The 18101-nt window shown below is 45.7% G+C and carries 19 protein-coding genes; 14 read left to right on the top strand and 5 right to left on the bottom strand.

Annotated features, from left to right (window positions below; translation table 11 throughout):
* Positions 1-46 precede the first annotated feature (46 nt).
* Positions 47-673, top strand: coding sequence for an NUDIX hydrolase (locus UJ203_RS09060; protein WP_322010634.1), 627 nt, complete (start codon positions 47-49; stop codon positions 671-673).
* Between the two features lie 31 nt (positions 674-704).
* Here the strand turns inward: UJ203_RS09060 and UJ203_RS09065 are convergent, their stop codons facing one another.
* On the bottom strand, positions 705-983 hold the full coding sequence (locus UJ203_RS09065) for a hypothetical protein (RefSeq protein WP_024121023.1): 279 nt from the start codon (positions 981-983) through the stop codon (positions 705-707).
* 389 nt (positions 984-1372) lie between these two features.
* On the opposite strand from UJ203_RS09065, the gene UJ203_RS09070 reads away from it, so the two are divergent.
* The 3 genes from UJ203_RS09070 (at position 1373) to UJ203_RS09080 (ending at position 4368) form a co-directional block, all read left to right on the top strand.
* The gene (locus tag UJ203_RS09070) at positions 1373-2563 is read left to right on the top strand and encodes a cytochrome P450 (protein ID WP_322010103.1); all 1191 of its coding nucleotides are present in this window, start codon (positions 1373-1375) and stop codon (positions 2561-2563) included.
* A gap of 23 nt (positions 2564-2586) precedes the next feature.
* Positions 2587-3765: a macrolide family glycosyltransferase gene (locus tag UJ203_RS09075; RefSeq protein WP_322010105.1), complete on the top strand. Its 1179-nt coding sequence runs from the start codon at positions 2587-2589 to the stop codon at positions 3763-3765.
* A gap of 63 nt (positions 3766-3828) precedes the next feature.
* Complete coding sequence (locus UJ203_RS09080) at positions 3829-4368, top strand: AAA family ATPase (RefSeq protein WP_322010108.1); 540 nt, start codon at positions 3829-3831, stop codon at positions 4366-4368.
* 67 nt (positions 4369-4435) lie between these two features.
* On the opposite strand, the gene UJ203_RS09085 is transcribed toward UJ203_RS09080, so the two are convergent.
* The gene (locus UJ203_RS09085; RefSeq protein WP_010333860.1) at positions 4436-4621 is read right to left on the bottom strand and encodes a hypothetical protein; all 186 of its coding nucleotides are present in this window, start codon (positions 4619-4621) and stop codon (positions 4436-4438) included.
* A gap of 178 nt (positions 4622-4799) precedes the next feature.
* On the opposite strand from UJ203_RS09085, the gene UJ203_RS09090 reads away from it, so the two are divergent.
* On the top strand, positions 4800-5618 hold the full coding sequence (locus tag UJ203_RS09090; RefSeq protein ID WP_322010111.1) for a uroporphyrinogen-III synthase: 819 nt from the start codon (positions 4800-4802) through the stop codon (positions 5616-5618).
* Positions 5619-5693: 75 nt separating this feature from the next.
* Here UJ203_RS09090 and UJ203_RS09095 read toward each other — a convergent pair whose 3' ends face one another.
* From UJ203_RS09095 to UJ203_RS09105, 3 genes are all read right to left on the bottom strand, one after another.
* Positions 5694-6446 carry an ABC transporter permease gene (locus UJ203_RS09095; RefSeq protein WP_322010113.1) on the bottom strand — a complete coding sequence of 251 codons (753 nt, stop codon included), beginning with the start codon at positions 6444-6446 and terminating at the stop codon, positions 5694-5696.
* Entirely contained in the window at positions 6446-7198 is a 753-nt protein-coding gene (locus tag UJ203_RS09100; protein WP_322010115.1) for a phosphate ABC transporter ATP-binding protein, read from the bottom strand. The genes UJ203_RS09095 and UJ203_RS09100 overlap by 1 nt, the downstream gene beginning before the upstream one ends.
* A gap of 121 nt (positions 7199-7319) precedes the next feature.
* Positions 7320-8291, bottom strand: a complete 972-nt coding sequence (locus UJ203_RS09105) for a multidrug resistance efflux transporter family protein (protein WP_322010117.1) — start codon at positions 8289-8291, stop codon at positions 7320-7322.
* Between the two features lie 129 nt (positions 8292-8420).
* Here UJ203_RS09105 and UJ203_RS09110 point away from each other — a divergent pair, with 129 nt between their 5' ends.
* The 9 genes from UJ203_RS09110 to UJ203_RS09150 all read left to right on the top strand — a co-directional run bounded on the left by UJ203_RS09110 (position 8421) and on the right by UJ203_RS09150 (position 18095).
* Complete coding sequence (locus UJ203_RS09110) at positions 8421-8933, top strand: cupin domain-containing protein (protein WP_415859184.1); 513 nt, start codon at positions 8421-8423, stop codon at positions 8931-8933.
* A 374-nt stretch (positions 8934-9307) separates the two neighbouring features.
* A complete protein-coding gene (locus UJ203_RS09115) occupies positions 9308-9724 on the top strand; it encodes a DUF1641 domain-containing protein (protein ID WP_010333866.1) in 417 nt (138 codons plus the stop codon).
* 39 nt (positions 9725-9763) lie between these two features.
* Entirely contained in the window at positions 9764-10942 is a 1179-nt protein-coding gene (locus UJ203_RS09120; RefSeq protein ID WP_322010121.1) for an NAD(P)/FAD-dependent oxidoreductase, read from the top strand.
* A gap of 200 nt (positions 10943-11142) precedes the next feature.
* Positions 11143-12564: a glucuronate isomerase gene (gene uxaC / locus UJ203_RS09125; RefSeq protein ID WP_322010123.1), complete on the top strand. Its 1422-nt coding sequence runs from the start codon at positions 11143-11145 to the stop codon at positions 12562-12564.
* Positions 12565-12636: 72 nt separating this feature from the next.
* Positions 12637-14016: an MFS transporter gene (locus tag UJ203_RS09130; protein WP_322010125.1), complete on the top strand. Its 1380-nt coding sequence runs from the start codon at positions 12637-12639 to the stop codon at positions 14014-14016.
* Positions 14017-14121: 105 nt separating this feature from the next.
* On the top strand, positions 14122-15135 hold the full coding sequence (allD, locus tag UJ203_RS09135; protein WP_322010127.1) for an ureidoglycolate dehydrogenase: 1014 nt from the start codon (positions 14122-14124) through the stop codon (positions 15133-15135).
* A gap of 4 nt (positions 15136-15139) precedes the next feature.
* On the top strand, positions 15140-16159 hold the full coding sequence (locus UJ203_RS09140; protein ID WP_105953671.1) for a zinc-binding alcohol dehydrogenase family protein: 1020 nt from the start codon (positions 15140-15142) through the stop codon (positions 16157-16159).
* Between the two features lie 23 nt (positions 16160-16182).
* Complete coding sequence (gene uxuA / locus UJ203_RS09145) at positions 16183-17262, top strand: mannonate dehydratase (protein WP_322010130.1); 1080 nt, start codon at positions 16183-16185, stop codon at positions 17260-17262.
* On the top strand, positions 17259-18095 hold the full coding sequence (locus UJ203_RS09150) for an SDR family oxidoreductase (protein ID WP_322010132.1): 837 nt from the start codon (positions 17259-17261) through the stop codon (positions 18093-18095). The genes uxuA and UJ203_RS09150 overlap by 4 nt, the downstream gene beginning before the upstream one ends.
* Positions 18096-18101 lie beyond the last annotated feature (6 nt).

Below are 18101 nucleotides of genomic sequence, written 5' to 3' on the forward strand. Positions count from 1 at the left end.
AGTGAAACGTGCATTTTTTATAGAGAAAAATAACTTGAAAGGACGAGTGATAAACGTGCAAACCAAATGGCTGGAACGGGCACAGCGAATTCAGGCGATCGCACAGGCGGGACTCGCGTTTTCCAAGGATGTGTATGACAGGGAAAGATACGAAGAACTGATGGAACTGAGCTTGGAGATGATGGCAGATTACTCTGAGAAGGACATTGAAGTCATCACTGATTTATGGAAAGGCGAGAAAGGCTATCCGACACCGAAGGCGGATGTTCGCGGCGCGGTATTTCGAGAGAATCGCATATTGCTTGTCCGGGAGAAGCATGACGAGCTGTGGTCACTCCCAGGCGGTTTTTGTGAAATTGGTTTATCACCCGCTGAAAATGTGATCAAGGAAATCAAAGAAGAGTCGGGTTACGATACAGTGCCTTCTCGATTACTGGCCGTGCTGGACAGCCATAAGCATCCTCACCCCCCTCAGCCTTATCATTACTATAAGATCTTCATTGAATGCAGCATAACGGGCGGACAGCAGAAAACCGGGATTGAGACGAACCATGCCGCTTTTTTTCCGGAAGACAGGCTCCCTCCGCTTTCTCCAAAACGAAACACACAGTCACAGCTCAGCATGCTTTTTGACTTTCAGCGTCATCCAGATAAAAAAACTGTATTTGATTAAACAAAAAAGAGCCGGAGGCTCTTTTTTGTTTTTACAGGGCAATATGTTTTTCGCTGGCTAGCTTCAAAAGGGTTAGTACCGAATCGGCTTGTTTATGGCCGAGCTTTTGTTTTAGTTTGCTTTCTTCCACTAAACGGCTTCCATATATATCGACAGAGGCTTTGTCGACCACAGTATGCCAGTTTTCCTGTTTTTTTCCCTCAACGAGCGGTTTTGAATGTCTCTCAGAAAAAGAGAACACAAACAATACAAATGCAAGTGAAAGTACGATGCCGACAACTAGTTTTTTACGGTTGATCTGTGCTGTCATTTGTTCTCTCCTTCACCATTTTACTTTCTATTTAATCATATCTTCAGCTTGCTTTACATAATGGAAAAGTCATCTTTTAGAGTAGTGCTTACGTTGCGGATGAGGGCGACGTGTGAGATTTTCATAAGCTATTGATTGCGTTTCTAAAATCGATGAGCATGCCTAAGGTCACGTTGTGAACCAAATCGGGTGTGCGTAATAGAAAAAAATTGAAAGATTATGGTAAGATGAACAACATTCGAGGGAGATTATATGATGCCTGCACCGGCATCTTGAAGACCTGCCTGCTGTTTCAGACGACAAAATGGATGTCCCTCTCTTTTTCGATAGCAGGAGGTGGTGAAGTTCGTCAATTGCTGAATCTTTTCTTTCATGGGGAGGGGAAAAGCATGAATGTGGTAAATCGGCGACAAGCTTTGCAGCGTGCACTGATGAACGGAAAAAATAAACAGGATGCTTATCATCCGATTCCGTGGTACGAATCGATGAGAAAGGAAGCTCCTGTTACCTATGATGAAGACAATCAAGTATGGAGTGTTTTTCTTTATGATGATGTCAAAAAAGTGATTGGGGATAAAGAGCTTTTCTCCAGTTATATGCCGGAGCAGACAAGTTCTATCGGGAATTCGATCATTAATATGGACCCGCCAAGACACACGCAAATCCGTTCTGTTGTCAATAGAGCGTTTACACCGCGTGTCATGAAGCAGTGGGAACCAAGAATTCAAGACATCGCAGATGATCTGATACATCGTTTTCATGGACGAAGCGAGTTTGATTTGGTCCAGGATTTCTCATATCCGCTTCCTGTCATTGTAATATCTGAGCTTTTAGGCGTTCCTTCAGAGCATATGGATGCGTTTAAGACATGGTCTGATATTTTGGTGAGCACACCAAGAGATGGAAGTGAGGAAGCGGAGAGAGCCTTTCTGAAAGAGCGGAACAAATGCGAGGAAGAGCTAGCCGCGTTTTTTGCCGGCATCATAGAAGAAAAACGGAAGAAACCGGAACAGGACATCATCTCCATTTTAATTAAAGCGAAAGAAACCGGCGAGAAGCTTTCCGGAGAAGAGCTGATTCCGTTTTGTACATTGCTGCTTGTGGCGGGAAACGAAACGACAACGAACTTGATTTCAAACGCGATGTACAGCATTTTAGACACGCCTGGCGCTTATGACGAATTGCGGCGGCATCCAGAGCTGGTGCCTCAGGCGGTGGAGGAAGCTCTGCGTTTCAGGGCGCCTGCACCTGTTTTGCGGCGAATTGCCAAGCGGGATACGGAGATTGGTGGCCAGCAGATGAAAGAAGGCGACATGGTGTTAGCGTTTGTAGCGTCAGCAAATCGTGATGAAGCGAAGTTTGACAGGGCGCACAAGTTTGATATTCACCGCCATCCCAATCCGCATATTGCGTTTGGCCACGGCATTCATTTTTGTCTTGGGGCTCCCCTTGCACGGCTTGAAGCAGCCATCGCGTTAACGGCATTGACTCAAACGTTTTCTCATATGGAGCCAGTCAGTATCACCCCGATTGAAAATAGCGTGATATACGGACTAAAGAGTTTTCGCGTCAACATATAATATGAAAATTGGAGGCTGAAATGATGAGACAGCATCATATCTCAATTATTAATATCCCGGCATACGGACATGTGAATCCCACTCTTGCGTTAGTGGAGAAGCTTTGTGAAAAAGGGCACCGTGTCACTTATGCGACGACTGAGGAATTCGCGCCTGCGGTGAAGCAAGCAGGGGCAAGCCCGCTTCTATATCAAACTACGATTAACGTGGAACCGGAACGCATTAAGGAAATGATAGAGAAAAATGAAACACCGATTAGCATTTTAAAAGAATCGCTCGAAATCTTGCCTCAGCTTGAAGAATTATATCAAAATGACAGGCCTGATCTTATCGTTTATGATTTTATCGCATTTGCGGGAAAATTGTTTGCTGATAAGCTGAATGTGCCGGCCATCAGGCTCTGTTCTTCCTATGCGCAAAATGAATCCTTCCAGCTTGGAAGTGAAGAGATGCTCAAGCAACTCAAACAAGCGGAGGCCGATTTCCAGGTTTACCTTGAGAAAGAAAACTTACCGGCTGTCTCATTTGAACACTTAGCTATACCGGAAGCGTTAAATATTGTCTTTATGCCGCGGTCTTTTCAGATTAAAAACGAAACCTTTGATGAGCGATTCTGCTTTGTCGGCCCTTCACTTGGAAAACGAGGTGAACAAGAGAGTCTGCTGCCGGAAACAGGCAATCGTCCGCTCATGCTGATTTCATTGGGAACCGCTTTTAACGCATGGCCGGAATTTTATCGTATGTGTATAGATGCATTTCGGAATTCCGACTGGCATGTTGTGATGTCAACAGGGATATCAATTGAACCTGACAGTCTAGGTGACATTCCTGACAACTTTACAGTTCGCCAGCGCGTTCCGCAGTTGGATATCTTAGCGAAAGCCGATCTGTTTGTTTCTCACGGAGGAATGAACAGTACGATGGAGGCAATGAATGCGGGGGTACCGCTTGTGGTGATTCCGCAAATGTATGAGCAGGAGCTCACTGCCCGGCGTATTGATGAATTAGGCCTCGGCGTCTATTTGCCGAAAGAAGAGGTCAGCGTCTCCCGTTTGCAGAAGGCAGTTCAGGACGTATCCGGAGATAAAGAAATGCTCAACCGTGTAAAAGACATGCAGAAAGACGTAAAAGAAGCAGGCGGAGCGGAGAAGGCAGCCGCGGAAATTGAAGCCTTCATAAAAAAGTCTGTTGTTCCGCAATAACACATTTGCACCCGAAATCTGCTGAGATTTCGGTTTTTCTTCTTTTAAAAAGGATGGGATGCAATGAGTAAAGAAAACGCCGTCTATCTGATTACAGGGGTGATGGCAGCGGGGAAGTCCACAGTTGCCCAGCTTCTTTCTGAGCGTTTAGACAAGAGCGTTCATATCAGGGGAGATATATTTAGAAAAATGATTGTAAACGGCGAAATGCAAATGTCAGACACTCCTTCAGCTGAGGCGCTGGAACAGTTGCGTCTTCGCTACCGGCTGGCGGCTAACGTATCGGATATGTATGCTGAAGCGGGGTTTCATACGGTGGTGCAGGATGTGATCATCGGACCTATGTTAGAAGAAATGGTGAAGTTGATCAGTTATCGTCCATTGTATGTGATCGTGTTGGCACCCCGAGCTGACATAATAGCCGCAAGAGAATCAGCACGCAAGAAAAAAGGATATGGAGATATCAGCATTGAATCTCTCGATGCCGTCTTGCAGTCAGAAACACCGCGTCTTGGCCTGTGGCTGGATTCGTCAGAGATGACGCCGGAAGAGACAGTGGGAATGATATACAAAGGGCTGGAGATTGCAGCGAAAATAAAATAATGAATCCCGCTTTCTCCAGCTTGTTCTCGGGTGCAGAGGCTAATCCCTGCCCCGCGAACATCTTCTATTAAATATTCTTTTTCATCCCGCATCTCCGGCATTCTCTCAAAAACTTTCCGCCTTTTACGGAGCTTTTAAAAAGCGTATAGTCACAATTATCACAGCGTCCGCTATGGACGTCGGGATATTCGTTGAATTCATAAATAACCGATGTGTCGTAGCCTTTTGTTTCGTATTCTTCTTTTGTTTCCATGGTCGATCCTCCGTTAAAGCGTGTCTGTTGTTTATATTACAGCATGCATCCGGTGTATTCAACGGGTAATGAGAGGCATTTGGTTCATCTTGATTTCTCCCTTGGTTTGCGACACAATAGCTTTATTAAAGGTTATATACATATAAAGACTAAGCTGGCAAAGAGGAGAGGAACGGATATGGGTAAAGGTTTACATGGAAAACGCATTGCGATCGGCGGTTCTCGGAAAACGGAAGAAATCAGCACAATCATTGAAAAACAGGGCGGAATTCCTGTCGTTCGGCCTCTCCAAGGAACGGTGTACTTGGCAGAGGAGCAGGTGGAGCCGGAGCTGCGCAAATTTGCGGAAGAAAAAGCCGACTGGGTGATCTTTACGACAGGCATCGGTACGGAGACGCTTGTGAAGATGGCAGAGAAAATCGGAATAAAGGACGAGTTTCTGCTGGCGATTCGCCAGGCTAAAGCGGCGTGCCGAGGGTACAAAACATTGTCTGCGTTAAAAAAGCTTGGCATCACCGCAGAGGCTTCTGATGAAGATGGGACAACCAGCGGATTGATCCGGTCCTTGGAGCCTTACGACTTTTCAAGAAAAAAAGTAATGGTGCAGCTTCACGGAGAAAATGCACCTGCCCTCATAGCATTTTTGAAAGAAAAAGGAGCTTCAGTTTTGCCGATACTCCCTTATCAGCATATCCCGCCAGAGGAGGAAACGGTGGAACAGCTATGCCGGGAACTGCTGAATGGTGAATTGGATGCTGTTTGTTTTACCACGGCCATTCAGGTTCGTTCTCTGTTTCAATTTGCCAAGGAGCGTGGCTTTATCAATGAAGTGAGGGCTGTATTCGAAGAGCGTGCCATCGCAGCGGCTGTCGGAAAAGTGACTGCTGAAGCGCTGCGGGAAGAAGGCATCACAAGGCTGCTTGCTCCGGAGATTGAGCGGATGGGCGCGATGATTATTGAACTTTCACGGTATTATGAAGAAATGGCTGGGGAATAACCAGCACAAAAGCCGCTTTTCTGTTGAGAAGCGGCTTTTATGTGATCTGCAAATCCCGAAATTGCTGTCATAATGTTAACCATTTTGCTTCAGCTGCTGATGCGCGGTAAATAATGACGGGTATGTCAGCACGCTGAGTATGACACAAGTCAGTGCGGCGGACGCCATCGTTGTAAAAACAATCAAAAGCTGAAAGCGAACCGCCTGAATCGGATCGGCGCCTGCTAAGATCTGGCCGGTCATCATGCCGGGAAGCTGGACGAGCCCTAATGTTTTCTGGCTTTCTAGCGTAGGGATCATACTCATTTTCATGGCGGAAGTCAGGATATGCTGTATGGATTGTTTTGGTGTGCCGCCAAGCGACAAAATCAATTGAATTTCTTCCTTGCGCACTCCGACCTCGGAGCTGAGCCGGTTTAAAAATAGGCTCGCGAGCACCATTGAATTTCCGATGACCATTCCGCTGATCGGGATGACATACCGTGCGGTAAGCGGGATGATGTGAAGCGCCAGAAGAATGCCTTGGGTGACGATTTCTACAATCGCTAATGCCACAAACACCCTCCAAAAAGAACCGATTTTCATTTTCTTTCGTTTGACGACGTTTTGCGCCGCCACCGCCAGCATTAACAGCACCATCAGCAGAATAAACACAGGGTGATCCCCATGAAATATCAGCGACAGCACATAACCGATCACAAGCAGCTGTAACGCGGCCCGGATGGTGGCAATGATCATGTCTTTTTCTACGCCGGCTTTAAAGGATTTTGATAAAAACAAGGCGATCAAAACAAAGATCATCGTTAAAGAGAGGGAAAGATAATCCATTATTGAGTGCCTCCCTTCAAAAACTCCTTGGCTGCTTCATGCTGCGGATTAGAGAAAAATGTTTCAGTTTCTGCGATTTCCAGCAGCCGGCCATCCGCCATAAACCAAATGGAATCGGCTACTCGTTTTGCCTGCTCCATATTATGAGTCACCCACATGACCGTCAGCTTTTTCTCTTGATGTTGCCTTTTGATCAGTTCTTCAATCTCCAGAGCAGAAACAGGGTCCAGGGCAGATGTAATTTCGTCCAATAATAGGATGGAGGAAGGGTTTGCGAGTGTTCTGGCAAGTGAAAGCCTTTGCCGCTGTCCGCCGGATAAATCCTTGGCGCTCCTGTCTAACAGTTCTGGAGACAGGCCTGTCAGTGAAGCGAGCTCTTCAGAAGAGTAAAGCTGGGTTTGGTGGAGCTTTTGTACCAGATTCAGATTGTCACGCACCGTTCCGTCAAGGACGGGGGCGGATTGAAAGGCAAGGGAGGCCGTCCGCCTCAGTTCATTCACATTCCAGTCTCTGACTTCCTTTCCGTAAATCTTCACTTCACCGTGATCCGGTGTTTTCATCAAATTACACATTGACAGCAGTGTGCTTTTTCCTGAACCGGAAGGGCCCAAAACGGCCACGATTGCACCCTGTTTAATGTCTCCGGTGACATCCTTTAATACATCATAGGTTTGTCCCTCTTGTTCATAGCTTTTTCGCACAGATGTGAATGAGATTGCTGGTATATCGTCTTTTTGATTGTTTGCTTCCATTAAAATATCACCTTTCAGTTAAGTGGGCTTAGACTATACATAAATATAACGTGAAACAGGTCTCTTTTGGAAGGCGTTAAAAAGAAAGGAGAACGGGCTTTCGCCCATTCTCCAGAAGCTGCTAAGCAGTCAGATTTGACTGAGTTTTCTCTTTGGGTTTTTGTTGGGAAGCGAAGGTATGTAACACCATTCCGGCAATAATAATCATTAAGCCGGCAAACGATAAAATGGAAGGGAAAACACCTGACAGCAGGATTATTTCACCAAGCAAAGCGAATATCACTTCCCCGGATTGTGTTGCTTCAACAGCAGCAAGCTTTTGCGGATGATCTCTTACCATATCCGTTGCCCAGAAAAATAAAACGGTCGCAATGATGCCTGAGCTGACGGCAACGATAAAGGATTGAACGGTTTGTCCCGCGGTCGGAAGGCCATCTGACCACCAGCCGTAAGCTGCCAATACAAGCCAGAATGGAAGGCTTGCAAGGGTCATTCCCAGCACACGCTGGAACGTATCAAGCCTGCCTCCGTATTGCTCAAGCATCCTCCGGTTTCCCAGCGGATAGGCGAAAGCCGCAATGACAACCGGCAGCACGCTGAAGAGCAGCATTTTTCCGGAAAGCGATTCTGCATGCTGGAGCTGAATCAGCGCTGCCCCAATCAGAATGACGATGGAAGTGCCCAGCGAAACAAGGGGAATCTTTTGCCGAACGAGCAAAGTGCCTCCAGGCGTGTCTTTTTTCTCATAGAAAAATGGAGACAGCAGCACACCGGCTACAATGGTAATTTGCCATGTTCCGGCTACGAGCCAGCCCGGCCCGAATGCGGCGGCAAACGTGATCGGCGCATAAAAAAGAACAAAGCCGACGAAGCTCCACTTTATCCAAAAAAACGGCTTTTTCCGCATCTCTTGTAAAAGAGGAACGAACTTCCCTTTCATGATGACAATCAGACATAAAAACGGAACCATAAAAATAAAGCGTAACGAGGCGCTCCAAAGCCAGCTGCCTCCGGATAATTCCATCGCCCTGTTTAAAATAAAGGTAACGGCGAAAAAGAGAGAAGCCAATATTCCGATTACGATCGCTTTCATCAAATCCCTCATTCTGGCATTATTTTTTTATACTATACTACCCGGGATGATACAGATCAACGGAATTGTGAGAAAATAATGATGTTTTACGGATCAATATATGTGGAAGACAGAAATAGGGAGGTGAAAATGATGGAAACAGAAACGTACTTTTTTCAGGATGACGGCAGGGTTCCAAATCACCCTGATTTTCCGCTCGTTATCTATAAAAATGTTTTTATGGGACGTGCTGAACAGGCAGAGCGGATCGTCAACCGGCATGGCTGGCTAAACAGCTGGTCGGGCAGTGTTTTTCCGTACCATCATTATCACAGCAACACGCATGAAGTCCTAATCGCAGTCCGAGGGGAGGCTGTTATTCAATTTGGGGGAGAAAAAGGAGCTGCTGTTCCTGTCAAAACAGGCGACGCAGCGGTCATTCCAGCCGGTGTCGGCCATAAAAAGCTAAGCGCGAGCCCCGATTTTACCGTAATCGGCGCTTATCCAGATGGTTCTCGGTATGATATGAAGACGGGAAAGCCGGATGAAAGAGCGGCTGCGCTAGAAAATATAGAGCAAGCAGTACTTCCGGCATTGGATCCAGTTACAGGAAAAAGAGAACCTCTATTGGACATCTGGGTAACGCGTAGGGGAGAAAATTGATGGATTGTCAATAACTAGTGCTGAAGAAATGTTATGACACGGGCACCATATAAATTAATTTCATAATCGAAGCAATTCACGTTCAAATTTTGTTCAAAAAGTGTTATCATATAGAAGGTAATCAAATTGGAGTTTTTTATGTTTGCTATTTTCAGAGAGAGTAAAGGATTTTGACTTATTCAATGGTTTATTTTTGAGATAAAAATAATACTGAATATGGCAAGATGAAAAACTGGGTAGTAAACATTTATTTTTGCGAATGATTGTGCACGAATTCACAATCCTTCTTCTCATGCTTTCAAACATGAGATCAGGGAGAGGCACTACCCTTTCCAAAAAATCAGCATACTGCTTATAGTAAAGGAGAATTGGATATGCCAGAAACAATCGATCAAACAAATGCGTCTGTCAGCCAAAGCCAGCAAGATCTTATTGATCAGCTGTTAAAGCCAGAAGTTCAAGAATCACTGACTGTTTTAGTTGACCAGCTTCCAAAGCTGACTGAGTTAGTGAATATTTTAACGAAGTCTTATGATTTCGCTCAGTCTGTTGCGACTGACGAAGTATTGAAAAGCGATACAGTCGGTGCAATCACTGAAATTCTTGAGCCTGTAAAAGAAACAGCAAAAGAAGTGGCTGCGACTGCAATCGAAGCAAAAGACCGCGCGGATGCTAGCAACGAAACGATTGGACTTTTCGGCCTGTTGCGCATGCTGAAAGATCCTCAAGCTCAAAAGCTGTTCCGTTTTGCTAACAGCTACCTTGAAATCATGAACGAAAAACAAAAATAATCTCAGATTCAAATTGATATAAAGGACGGAGGATATACGATGTCAAAACATATTGTCATTTTAGGCGCTGGTTATGGCGGTGTTCTTTCTGCTTTAACAGTTCGCAAACATTACACGAAAGAACAAGCACGCGTGACAGTGGTAAACAAATACCCAACTCACCAAATCATTACGGAATTACACCGTCTTGCAGCAGGCAACGTGTCTGAAAAAGCGGTTGCAATGCCGTTAGAAAAACTTTTCAAAGGCAAAGACATTGATCTTAAAATCGCCGAAGTCAGCTCTTTCTCTGTTGATAAGAAAGAGATTGCGCTTGCTGACGGTTCTGCATTAACTTACGATGCGCTAGTAGTAGGCCTTGGTTCTGTCACTGCTTACTTCGGCATCCCAGGACTTGAAGAAAACAGCATGGTTCTTAAATCTGCTGCTGATGCGAACAAAGTCTTCAAACATGTTGAAGACCGTGTGCGTGAGTACTCTAAAACGAAAAACGAAGCAGATGCAACAATCCTTATCGGCGGAGGCGGCTTAACAGGCGTTGAGCTTGTCGGTGAGCTTGCTGACATCATGCCGAACCTTGCGAAAAAATATGGCGTAGATCATAAAGAAATCAAATTGAAATTGGTTGAAGCAGGTCCGAAAATCCTTCCTGTTCTTCCGGATGATCTTATCGAACGCGCGACTAAAAGCCTTGAAAAACGCGGCGTTGAGTTCTTAACAGGCCTTCCTGTTACAAATGTAGAAGGAAACGTGATTGATCTGAAAGACGGATCAAAAGTTGTTGCCAACACATTTGTTTGGACTGGCGGCGTACAAGGAAATCCTTTAGTCGGCGAATCAGGTCTTGAAGTGAACCGCGGCCGTGCGACAGTTAACGATTTCCTTCAATCTACATCTCATGAAGATGTATTTGTTGCCGGTGACAGCGCAGTTTACTTTGCGGCAGACGGCCGTCCATACCCGCCAACTGCACAAATCGCATGGCAAATGGGTGAGCTGATCGGTTACAACCTATTCGCTTACTTAGAAGGAAAAACACTTGAAACATTCCAGCCAGTAAACTCTGGTACACTTGCAAGTCTTGGACGCAAAGATGCGGTAGCCATAATTGGTGCTAATTCTACACCGCTTAAAGGTCTTCCTGCTTCCTTGATGAAAGAAGCAAGTAACGTACGCTACTTAACACACATTAAAGGACTATTCAGCCTGGCTTACTAATCCTTTCTTGTAAAATCGGACATTGCCAAAAAGAGGTCTTTTCAGGCAGCTTTACGGCAATGTCTTTTTTGCGCTTATTTGCTAACGTTAACATTTAAATTTAAAAAAGAGATTGATCCTAGAGGAATATAAAGGTAAAATAAAAACAAATCAAAATGTTAACGTTAACATTTTGAAATAGAATGAAAGACGGTGAGGACATGGAACCCTTTATGGGAGAAAACTTTTTGCTGAAAAATGAAACCGCTGTCAACCTCTATCACTATTATGCGAAAGACATGCCGATTATTGATTATCACTGCCATTTGAGTCCGAAAGAAATCTATGAAAATAAGAGATTTCAAAACATGACAGAAGCCTGGCTGTATGGAGACCATTACAAATGGCGCATCATGAGAGCCAACGGAATTGAAGAAACATACATTACAGGCGATGCAGCTGATGAGGAGAAGTTCATGGCATGGGCGAGAACAGTGCCGATGGCGATTGGCAATCCGCTCTACAATTGGACCCATTTAGAGCTGCAGCGATTTTTTGGGATTTACGAGATATTAAATGAGCAATCGGCGCCAAATATTTGGAAACGGACGAATGAACTGCTGCAAGGAGAGGGCTTCGGGGCAAGGGATTTCATTGTGAAATCAAATGTAAAAGTAGTATGCACAACCGATGACCCTGTCGATTCCCTCGAGTACCACCTATTATTAAAAGAGGACAAAGATTTTCCTGTCAGTGTGCTGCCGGGATTTCGGCCGGATAAAGGGCTGGAAATCAATCGCGAAGGCTTCCCGGATTGGGTGCAGGCGCTTGAAAAGGCTGCGTCACTTTCGATTACAACCTATGATGAGTTTTTGAAGGCTCTTGAAGAACGAGTGCGTTTCTTCCATTCAGTCGGCGGCAGAGTATCAGATCATGCGATTGATTCAATGGTGTTTGCCGAAACGGACAAAGAGGAAGCGGGCCTCATTTTTACCGCAAGATTAAACGGGGAACAGGTTTCTTACGAAGATGAGAAGAAATTCAAGACATATACACTTCAATTTCTTTGCGGATTGTATGCTGAGCTCGACTGGGCGATGCAGTTTCATATCAATGCACTCAGAAATACGAATACGAAAATGATGAAGAAATTGGGGCCGGATACAGGCTATGATTCTATGAATGACGAAGAAATTGCGAAGCCTTTGTACAGGCTGCTGAATTCAATCGAAATGAAAAACCAGCTGCCGAAAACGATTTTATATTCGCTCAACCCAAATGATAACTATGTCATTGCCAGCATGATCAATAGCTTTCAAGACGGCATCACGCCTGGGAAAATACAATTTGGCACAGCATGGTGGTTTAACGATTCCAAGGATGGGATGCTTGATCAAATGAAAGCGTTGTCAAACGTCGGGCTTTTCAGCCGTTTTATCGGCATGCTGACTGATTCCAGAAGCTTTTTGTCGTATACACGCCATGAATACTTCAGACGGATTGTCTGCAATCTGATGGGCGAATGGGCTGAAAACGGTGAAGTGCCGAAAGATATGGAGCTTCTTGGCAGCATCGTACAAGGCATTTGCTATCACAATGCGAAACAATATTTTCAATTTCAAGAAGAAAAGGCAAACGTATAAAATAAGTTCCGCTCAGATACGTCATACTGAGCGGACATCTCATCGAAAATTCTTAAGATACAGAGGTGGAAGATGCGAGCAGAACTGGAAAATAAGGTTGTGTCGATTGAAACAGAGAAGAGGCTTTCACTGAAAGAGAAAATTTCCTATGGTTTTGGTGATTTTGGGAACGGTTTTATGTTTGATTTAGGCCAAATCTATTTATTAAAGTATTTTACTGATGTGGCGGGAATTCCGGCTGCAATGGCGGGAAGTATTTTTTTAGTCAGCAAGCTCTTTGCGGCTGTAACAGACCCCATTGTCGGCTCATCAATTGATTATCGCAAAAACATCGGCAGGCGGGGGAAATTCAGGCCTTATTTATTAATCGGCAGCATTGTTCTTGCGGTGCTTACTGTTCTTATTTTTCTGTCCCCGAATGTATCAACGACAGGCAAGCTGATTTATGCGTATGCATCCTATATACTGTGGGGCGTGGGCTATTCATTTGTAAACATCCCGTACGGTTCATTGGGAGCGGCGATGACTCAAAATACCGAAGACCGGACTTCTATCTCTACTTTTCGCCAAATCGGTTCACTCGGGGCTTTGTTTATCACGAGCGTGGCCGTCATGCCGCTGCTCGTCAAGTTTGATAACCCGAAGATAGGCTATCCGGTGGTCATGGGATTGTTTGCTGTTCTCGGTGTGCTTTGGTTTTATATTTGCTATCGCAACTGCAAGGAACGTATTGTTATTGCGGAAGCGCCAAAAGAGAAATTAACATTTTCATCTGTCGTCAAAACGTTTATAACGAACAAACCGCTGTTAACCCTTGTCCTGATGACCATTTTTTCGATTTCCGCATACAACATTAAATCCGCAATGCTCGTATACTTCGCACAATATAACCTAGGCAATGTCGAACTGATGGCTTATATGAACTTTATCATTATTGGATCTTCCTTTTTGGGCGTCGTGTTTCTGCCAAAGCTCGTCAAGATGTTTGGAAAGAAACAAACCGCAATGATCGGTTTCGGCATCAGCGTTGCCGCGGACCTGATCAACTTTATGCTTCCTTCAAATGTATATGTGTTTACCATCCTTGCAAGCATCGCGTTTATTGGGATCAGTATTCCCAATGGCATTACGTGGGCGCTTGTCTCAGATATCATTGACTACGGCGAGTGGAAATCCGGTGAGCGGAAAGAAGCAACGACATATTCCCTCTTTAACTTCTCGCGAAAGCTTGCTCAGTCATTGTCTGGATTTCTCTCGGGGATCGGATTGGGACTTGTCGGATATATGCCGAACGTAGCCCAGACGGCACAGGCGCTGCTCGGCATTAAAGCGCTTCTTCTTCTGTATCCCGCCATTGCTTTGGCATTAGCTATAGTCATTATCGGTTTTCTTTATAAACTGACAGATCAGCAGCATGCACAGATTGTCGAAGAGCTTCAGCATAGAAACTGATCAAACAACCATATAAAGAATATTTTGAATAGTTCGCAAGTAATAATAATTTGTAAGGGTTTTCGCTAAGTGATGAAACTGAAAGAAAGGAGGCTCTTCATTGAATTGAATACGGTAACGATTTCCGCTGAAGAAGCGAAGGAACTGGTTCAGCAAAAGCTGATCGGCGCCAATTTGAATGAACGAGATGCCGAAAAAGTAGCAGACGTGCTCATACACGCCGATTTACGCAATGTGAATTCTCATGGTGTTTTGCGAACAGAACATTATGTGAACAGGCTCAGGGCTGGAGGCATCAATCCAAAAGCGTGTCCCATTTTTAAAGAAACGGGGCCGGTGACAGGAGTGCTGGACGGTGATGACGGGTTCGGCCATGTGATTGCCGATAAGGCGATGGCTCATGCCATTGAAATGGCAAAGAAAAATGGTGTTGGCATGGTCACCGCGACAAACAGCAGCCATTGCGGAGCGTTAAGTTATTTTGTGCAAAAAGCGGCTGAGGAAAAACTGATCGGAATCGCTATGTCTCATACTGACAGTATTGTAGTCCCGTTTGGCGGGAGGTCTCCTTTTTTAGGCACGAATCCAATTGCTTACGGTGTGCCGGCAAAGCATAAAAAACCGTTTATCCTAGATATGGCGACGTCAAAAGTGGCATTTGGAAAGATTCTGCAGGCGCGTGAAGAGGGCAGAGAAATACCAGAAGGATGGGGAGTCGATGAAAACGGAGAGACGGTAACAGACCCTCACAAGGTCGTCTCACTTTCAACGTTCGGGGGTCCTAAAGGCTACGGGCTATCTGTTGTGGTGGATGTGTTTTCAGGTTTGCTGGCTGGGGCGGCTTTTGGGCCGCATATCGCTAAAATGTATGGCGATCTTGATCAAAATAGGAAGCTTGGACATTATGTTTGCGCGATCCATCCGTCCTATTTTACCGGACAAGATACGTTTTTAGAGCAGATGGACGCCATGCTTGATGAACTGCAGCAATCACCTCCGGCTAGAGGAGTCGAGCGAGTGTATGTGCCTGGCGAATTGGAGCAGCTGCATGAGGAAAGAAACAGGAAACACGGAATTTCAATTGCTCGGAGCGTGTATGAATTTTTAAAAAGCAGGTGAGAAAATGAAAGCGGTTCAAGTGCGAAAAGCGTATGATTTGGTGACAGCAGACATGGAAAAGCCTGTTCTTTCAAAGGCTGATGAGGTGCTCGTCAAAGTAAAACGAGTCGGAATTTGCGGTTCTGACATGCATATTTATCATGGCACGAATCCGCTTGCGACCCTTCCGAGAGTAATCGGACACGAGGTAACGGGAGAAGTGGAGGAGGTTGGTGCGAATGTTAAAGGCCTGAAAGCCGGAGACCATGTTGTGATTGAACCGATTTCTTATTGCGGAAACTGTTATGCCTGCCGTAAAGGCCGGCCAAATGTTTGTGCGAAGCTTTCTGTGTTTGGCGTTCATGAAGACGGCGGGATGCGGGAATATGTTGTGCTTCCTGAAAAGCAGCTTCACGCGGTTTCAAAAGAGCTGCCTTGGGAGGAGGCAGTTATGGCCGAGCCTTATACAATAGGTGCCCAGGCTGTTTGGCGGGGACAGGTGGAAAAGGGTGATCGCGTTCTGATTCAGGGGGCGGGGCCTATCGGCATCTGTGTATTAAAAATGGCAAAGCTTGCGGGTGCTTCCGTCATGATAACCGACTTAAATAATGAGCGGCTGGCATTTGCTACAGAAAACGGTGCCGACGCTGTTGTGAATGTTCAAACAGAACATGCGGCTGAGCGGGTTCGGGAATGGACGGGCAATGAAGGAGCCAATGTAGTCATTGATGCTGTCTGTCTCCCTGCGACTTTTGAGCTTTCCGTTGATGTTGTTTCTCCGGCAGGGCGTGTGGTGGTGCTTGGATTTGATGAGAGAGCGTCACAAATTCCCCAGCTCCCCATTACAAAAAAAGAAGTCACGATTACCGGCTCAAGACTCCAGACAAATCAGTTTCCGAAAGTTGTAAAGCTGCTGAATGAAGGCCGGTTAGCGCATAACGGGCTCGTCACCCATACGTTTTCAGTTGATGATGTCCATCACGCGTTTCAATTTATCAAGGAGCATCCCGATCAGGTGCGGAAGGCAGTGATCACATTTGATTAAAAGGCTCAATCCGGAGGTGTACGATGAATATTACATTTCGATGGTATGGACAAGGCAACGATACAGTCACACTTGAACACGTGAAACAAATTCCCGGGGTGAAAGGCATCGTCTGGGGTCTCCATCACAAACCTGCCGGGGAAGTGTGGGAAATAGAAGAAATCAAAGCTGAGACGGAATATATACAATCCCATGGTTTTCATGCGGAGGTTGTCGAAAGCGTAAACGTTCATGAAGCGATTAAACTGGGCAGCGAAGAACGCGGCCGGTACATTGAAAATTATAAGCAGACCATCCGCAATCTGTCTGCTTTTGGCGTGAAAGTGATTTGCTACAATTTTATGCCGATTTTCGACTGGACACGCACCGACATGTTCCGTCCGCTGGAAGACGGCTCAACCGCTCTGTTTTTTGAAAAAGCCAAAGTGGAGAGCCTGGAGCCTCAAGAGCTGATCCGGACGGTGGAAGAAGCGTCTGACCTGACACTCCCAGGGTGGGAGCCAGAAAAAATGGCTCGGATCAAAGAACTGTTTGAGGCCTACAGGACGGTCGATGAAGAACAGCTGTGGAACAATTTATCATTTTTTTTGAAGGAAATTCTGCCGGTTGCTGAAGCGCATGGCATTCAAATGGCCATTCATCCGGATGACCCGCCTTGGCCGATTTTTGGATTGCCGCGTATTATCACAGGAGAGGCAAGCTATAAGAAGCTGCGGGCCATATCAGACTCACCTTCTAACTGCATCACCTTATGTACCGGTTCCATGGGGGCCAATCCCGCCAATGACATGGTGGAAATTGCTAAGACATATGCCGGGCTTGCTCCATTTTCACACATCCGCAATGTGAAGATCTTTGAAAATGGAGATTTTATTGAAACGTCTCATCTGACAAAGGACGGTTCGATTAATATTCAAGGGGTCATGGCAGAACTGCACAAGCAGGATTACAACGGATATGTCAGGCCGGATCACGGTCGCCATATTTGGGGAGAGCAATGCCGTCCGGGCTACGGCTTATACGACCGCGCTTTAGGCATCATGTATTTGAACGGACTGTGGGACGCGTACGAATCAATGGCGAAAAAAGAGGTGGAATTATGATTCCTCTTCATCATCGACTGGCGGGTAAAGTTGCTGTTATCACAGGGGGCAGCGGTGTGCTCTGCTCGGCCATGGCCCGGGAGCTTGCCCGCCATGGCATGAAGGTGGCAATACTGAACCGGTCAGCTGAAACAGGACAAGAGGTTGTGAGGGAAATTACGAAAGCTGGCGGCACGGCATATTCCGTTTCTGCTGATGTGCTGGACAGGACGTCGCTAGAGAAGGCGAAGACTGATATCCTTGACCGATTTGGCGCTGTTCATCTCTTAATCAATGGAGCAGGAGGGAATCATCCCGCTGCGATTACTGATGTGGAGACATATGAAGAAGAAGGAGAAGGCCAATCATTCTTTGACATGGATGAAAACGGATTTTCAACAGTTTTTTCAACCAACTTCACTGGGGCATTTCTGGCTACCCAAGTGTTTGGAAAGGAACTGCTGAAGGCAGGCTCACCAGCCATTGTGAATATCTCATCAATGAGCGCTTATTCACCTATGACGAAGGTTCCGGCGTACAGTGCGGCCAAAGCGTCAATCAATAATTTTACAATGTGGCTGGCTGTGCATTTTGCGGAAACCGGACTGAGGGTTAACGCAATCGCACCAGGCTTTTTTCTGACAAAACAAAACCACGATCTGCTGATCAATAAGGATGGAAGCTTTACAGATCGCTCTAAAAAGATTATTGCGGGAACACCGATGAAGCGATTTGGAAAACCGGAGGACCTGCTCGGCACGCTTCTTTGGCTGGCGGATGATTCCTATTCAGGCTTTGTCACCGGCATCACCGTTCCTGTCGATGGAGGTTTTATGGCTTATTCAGGAGTGTGACGAAAG

It is taken from the genome of Bacillus sp. V26 (assembly GCF_034296245.1).
Classification (GTDB): Bacteria; Bacillota; Bacilli; order Bacillales; family Bacillaceae; genus Bacillus; species Bacillus halotolerans.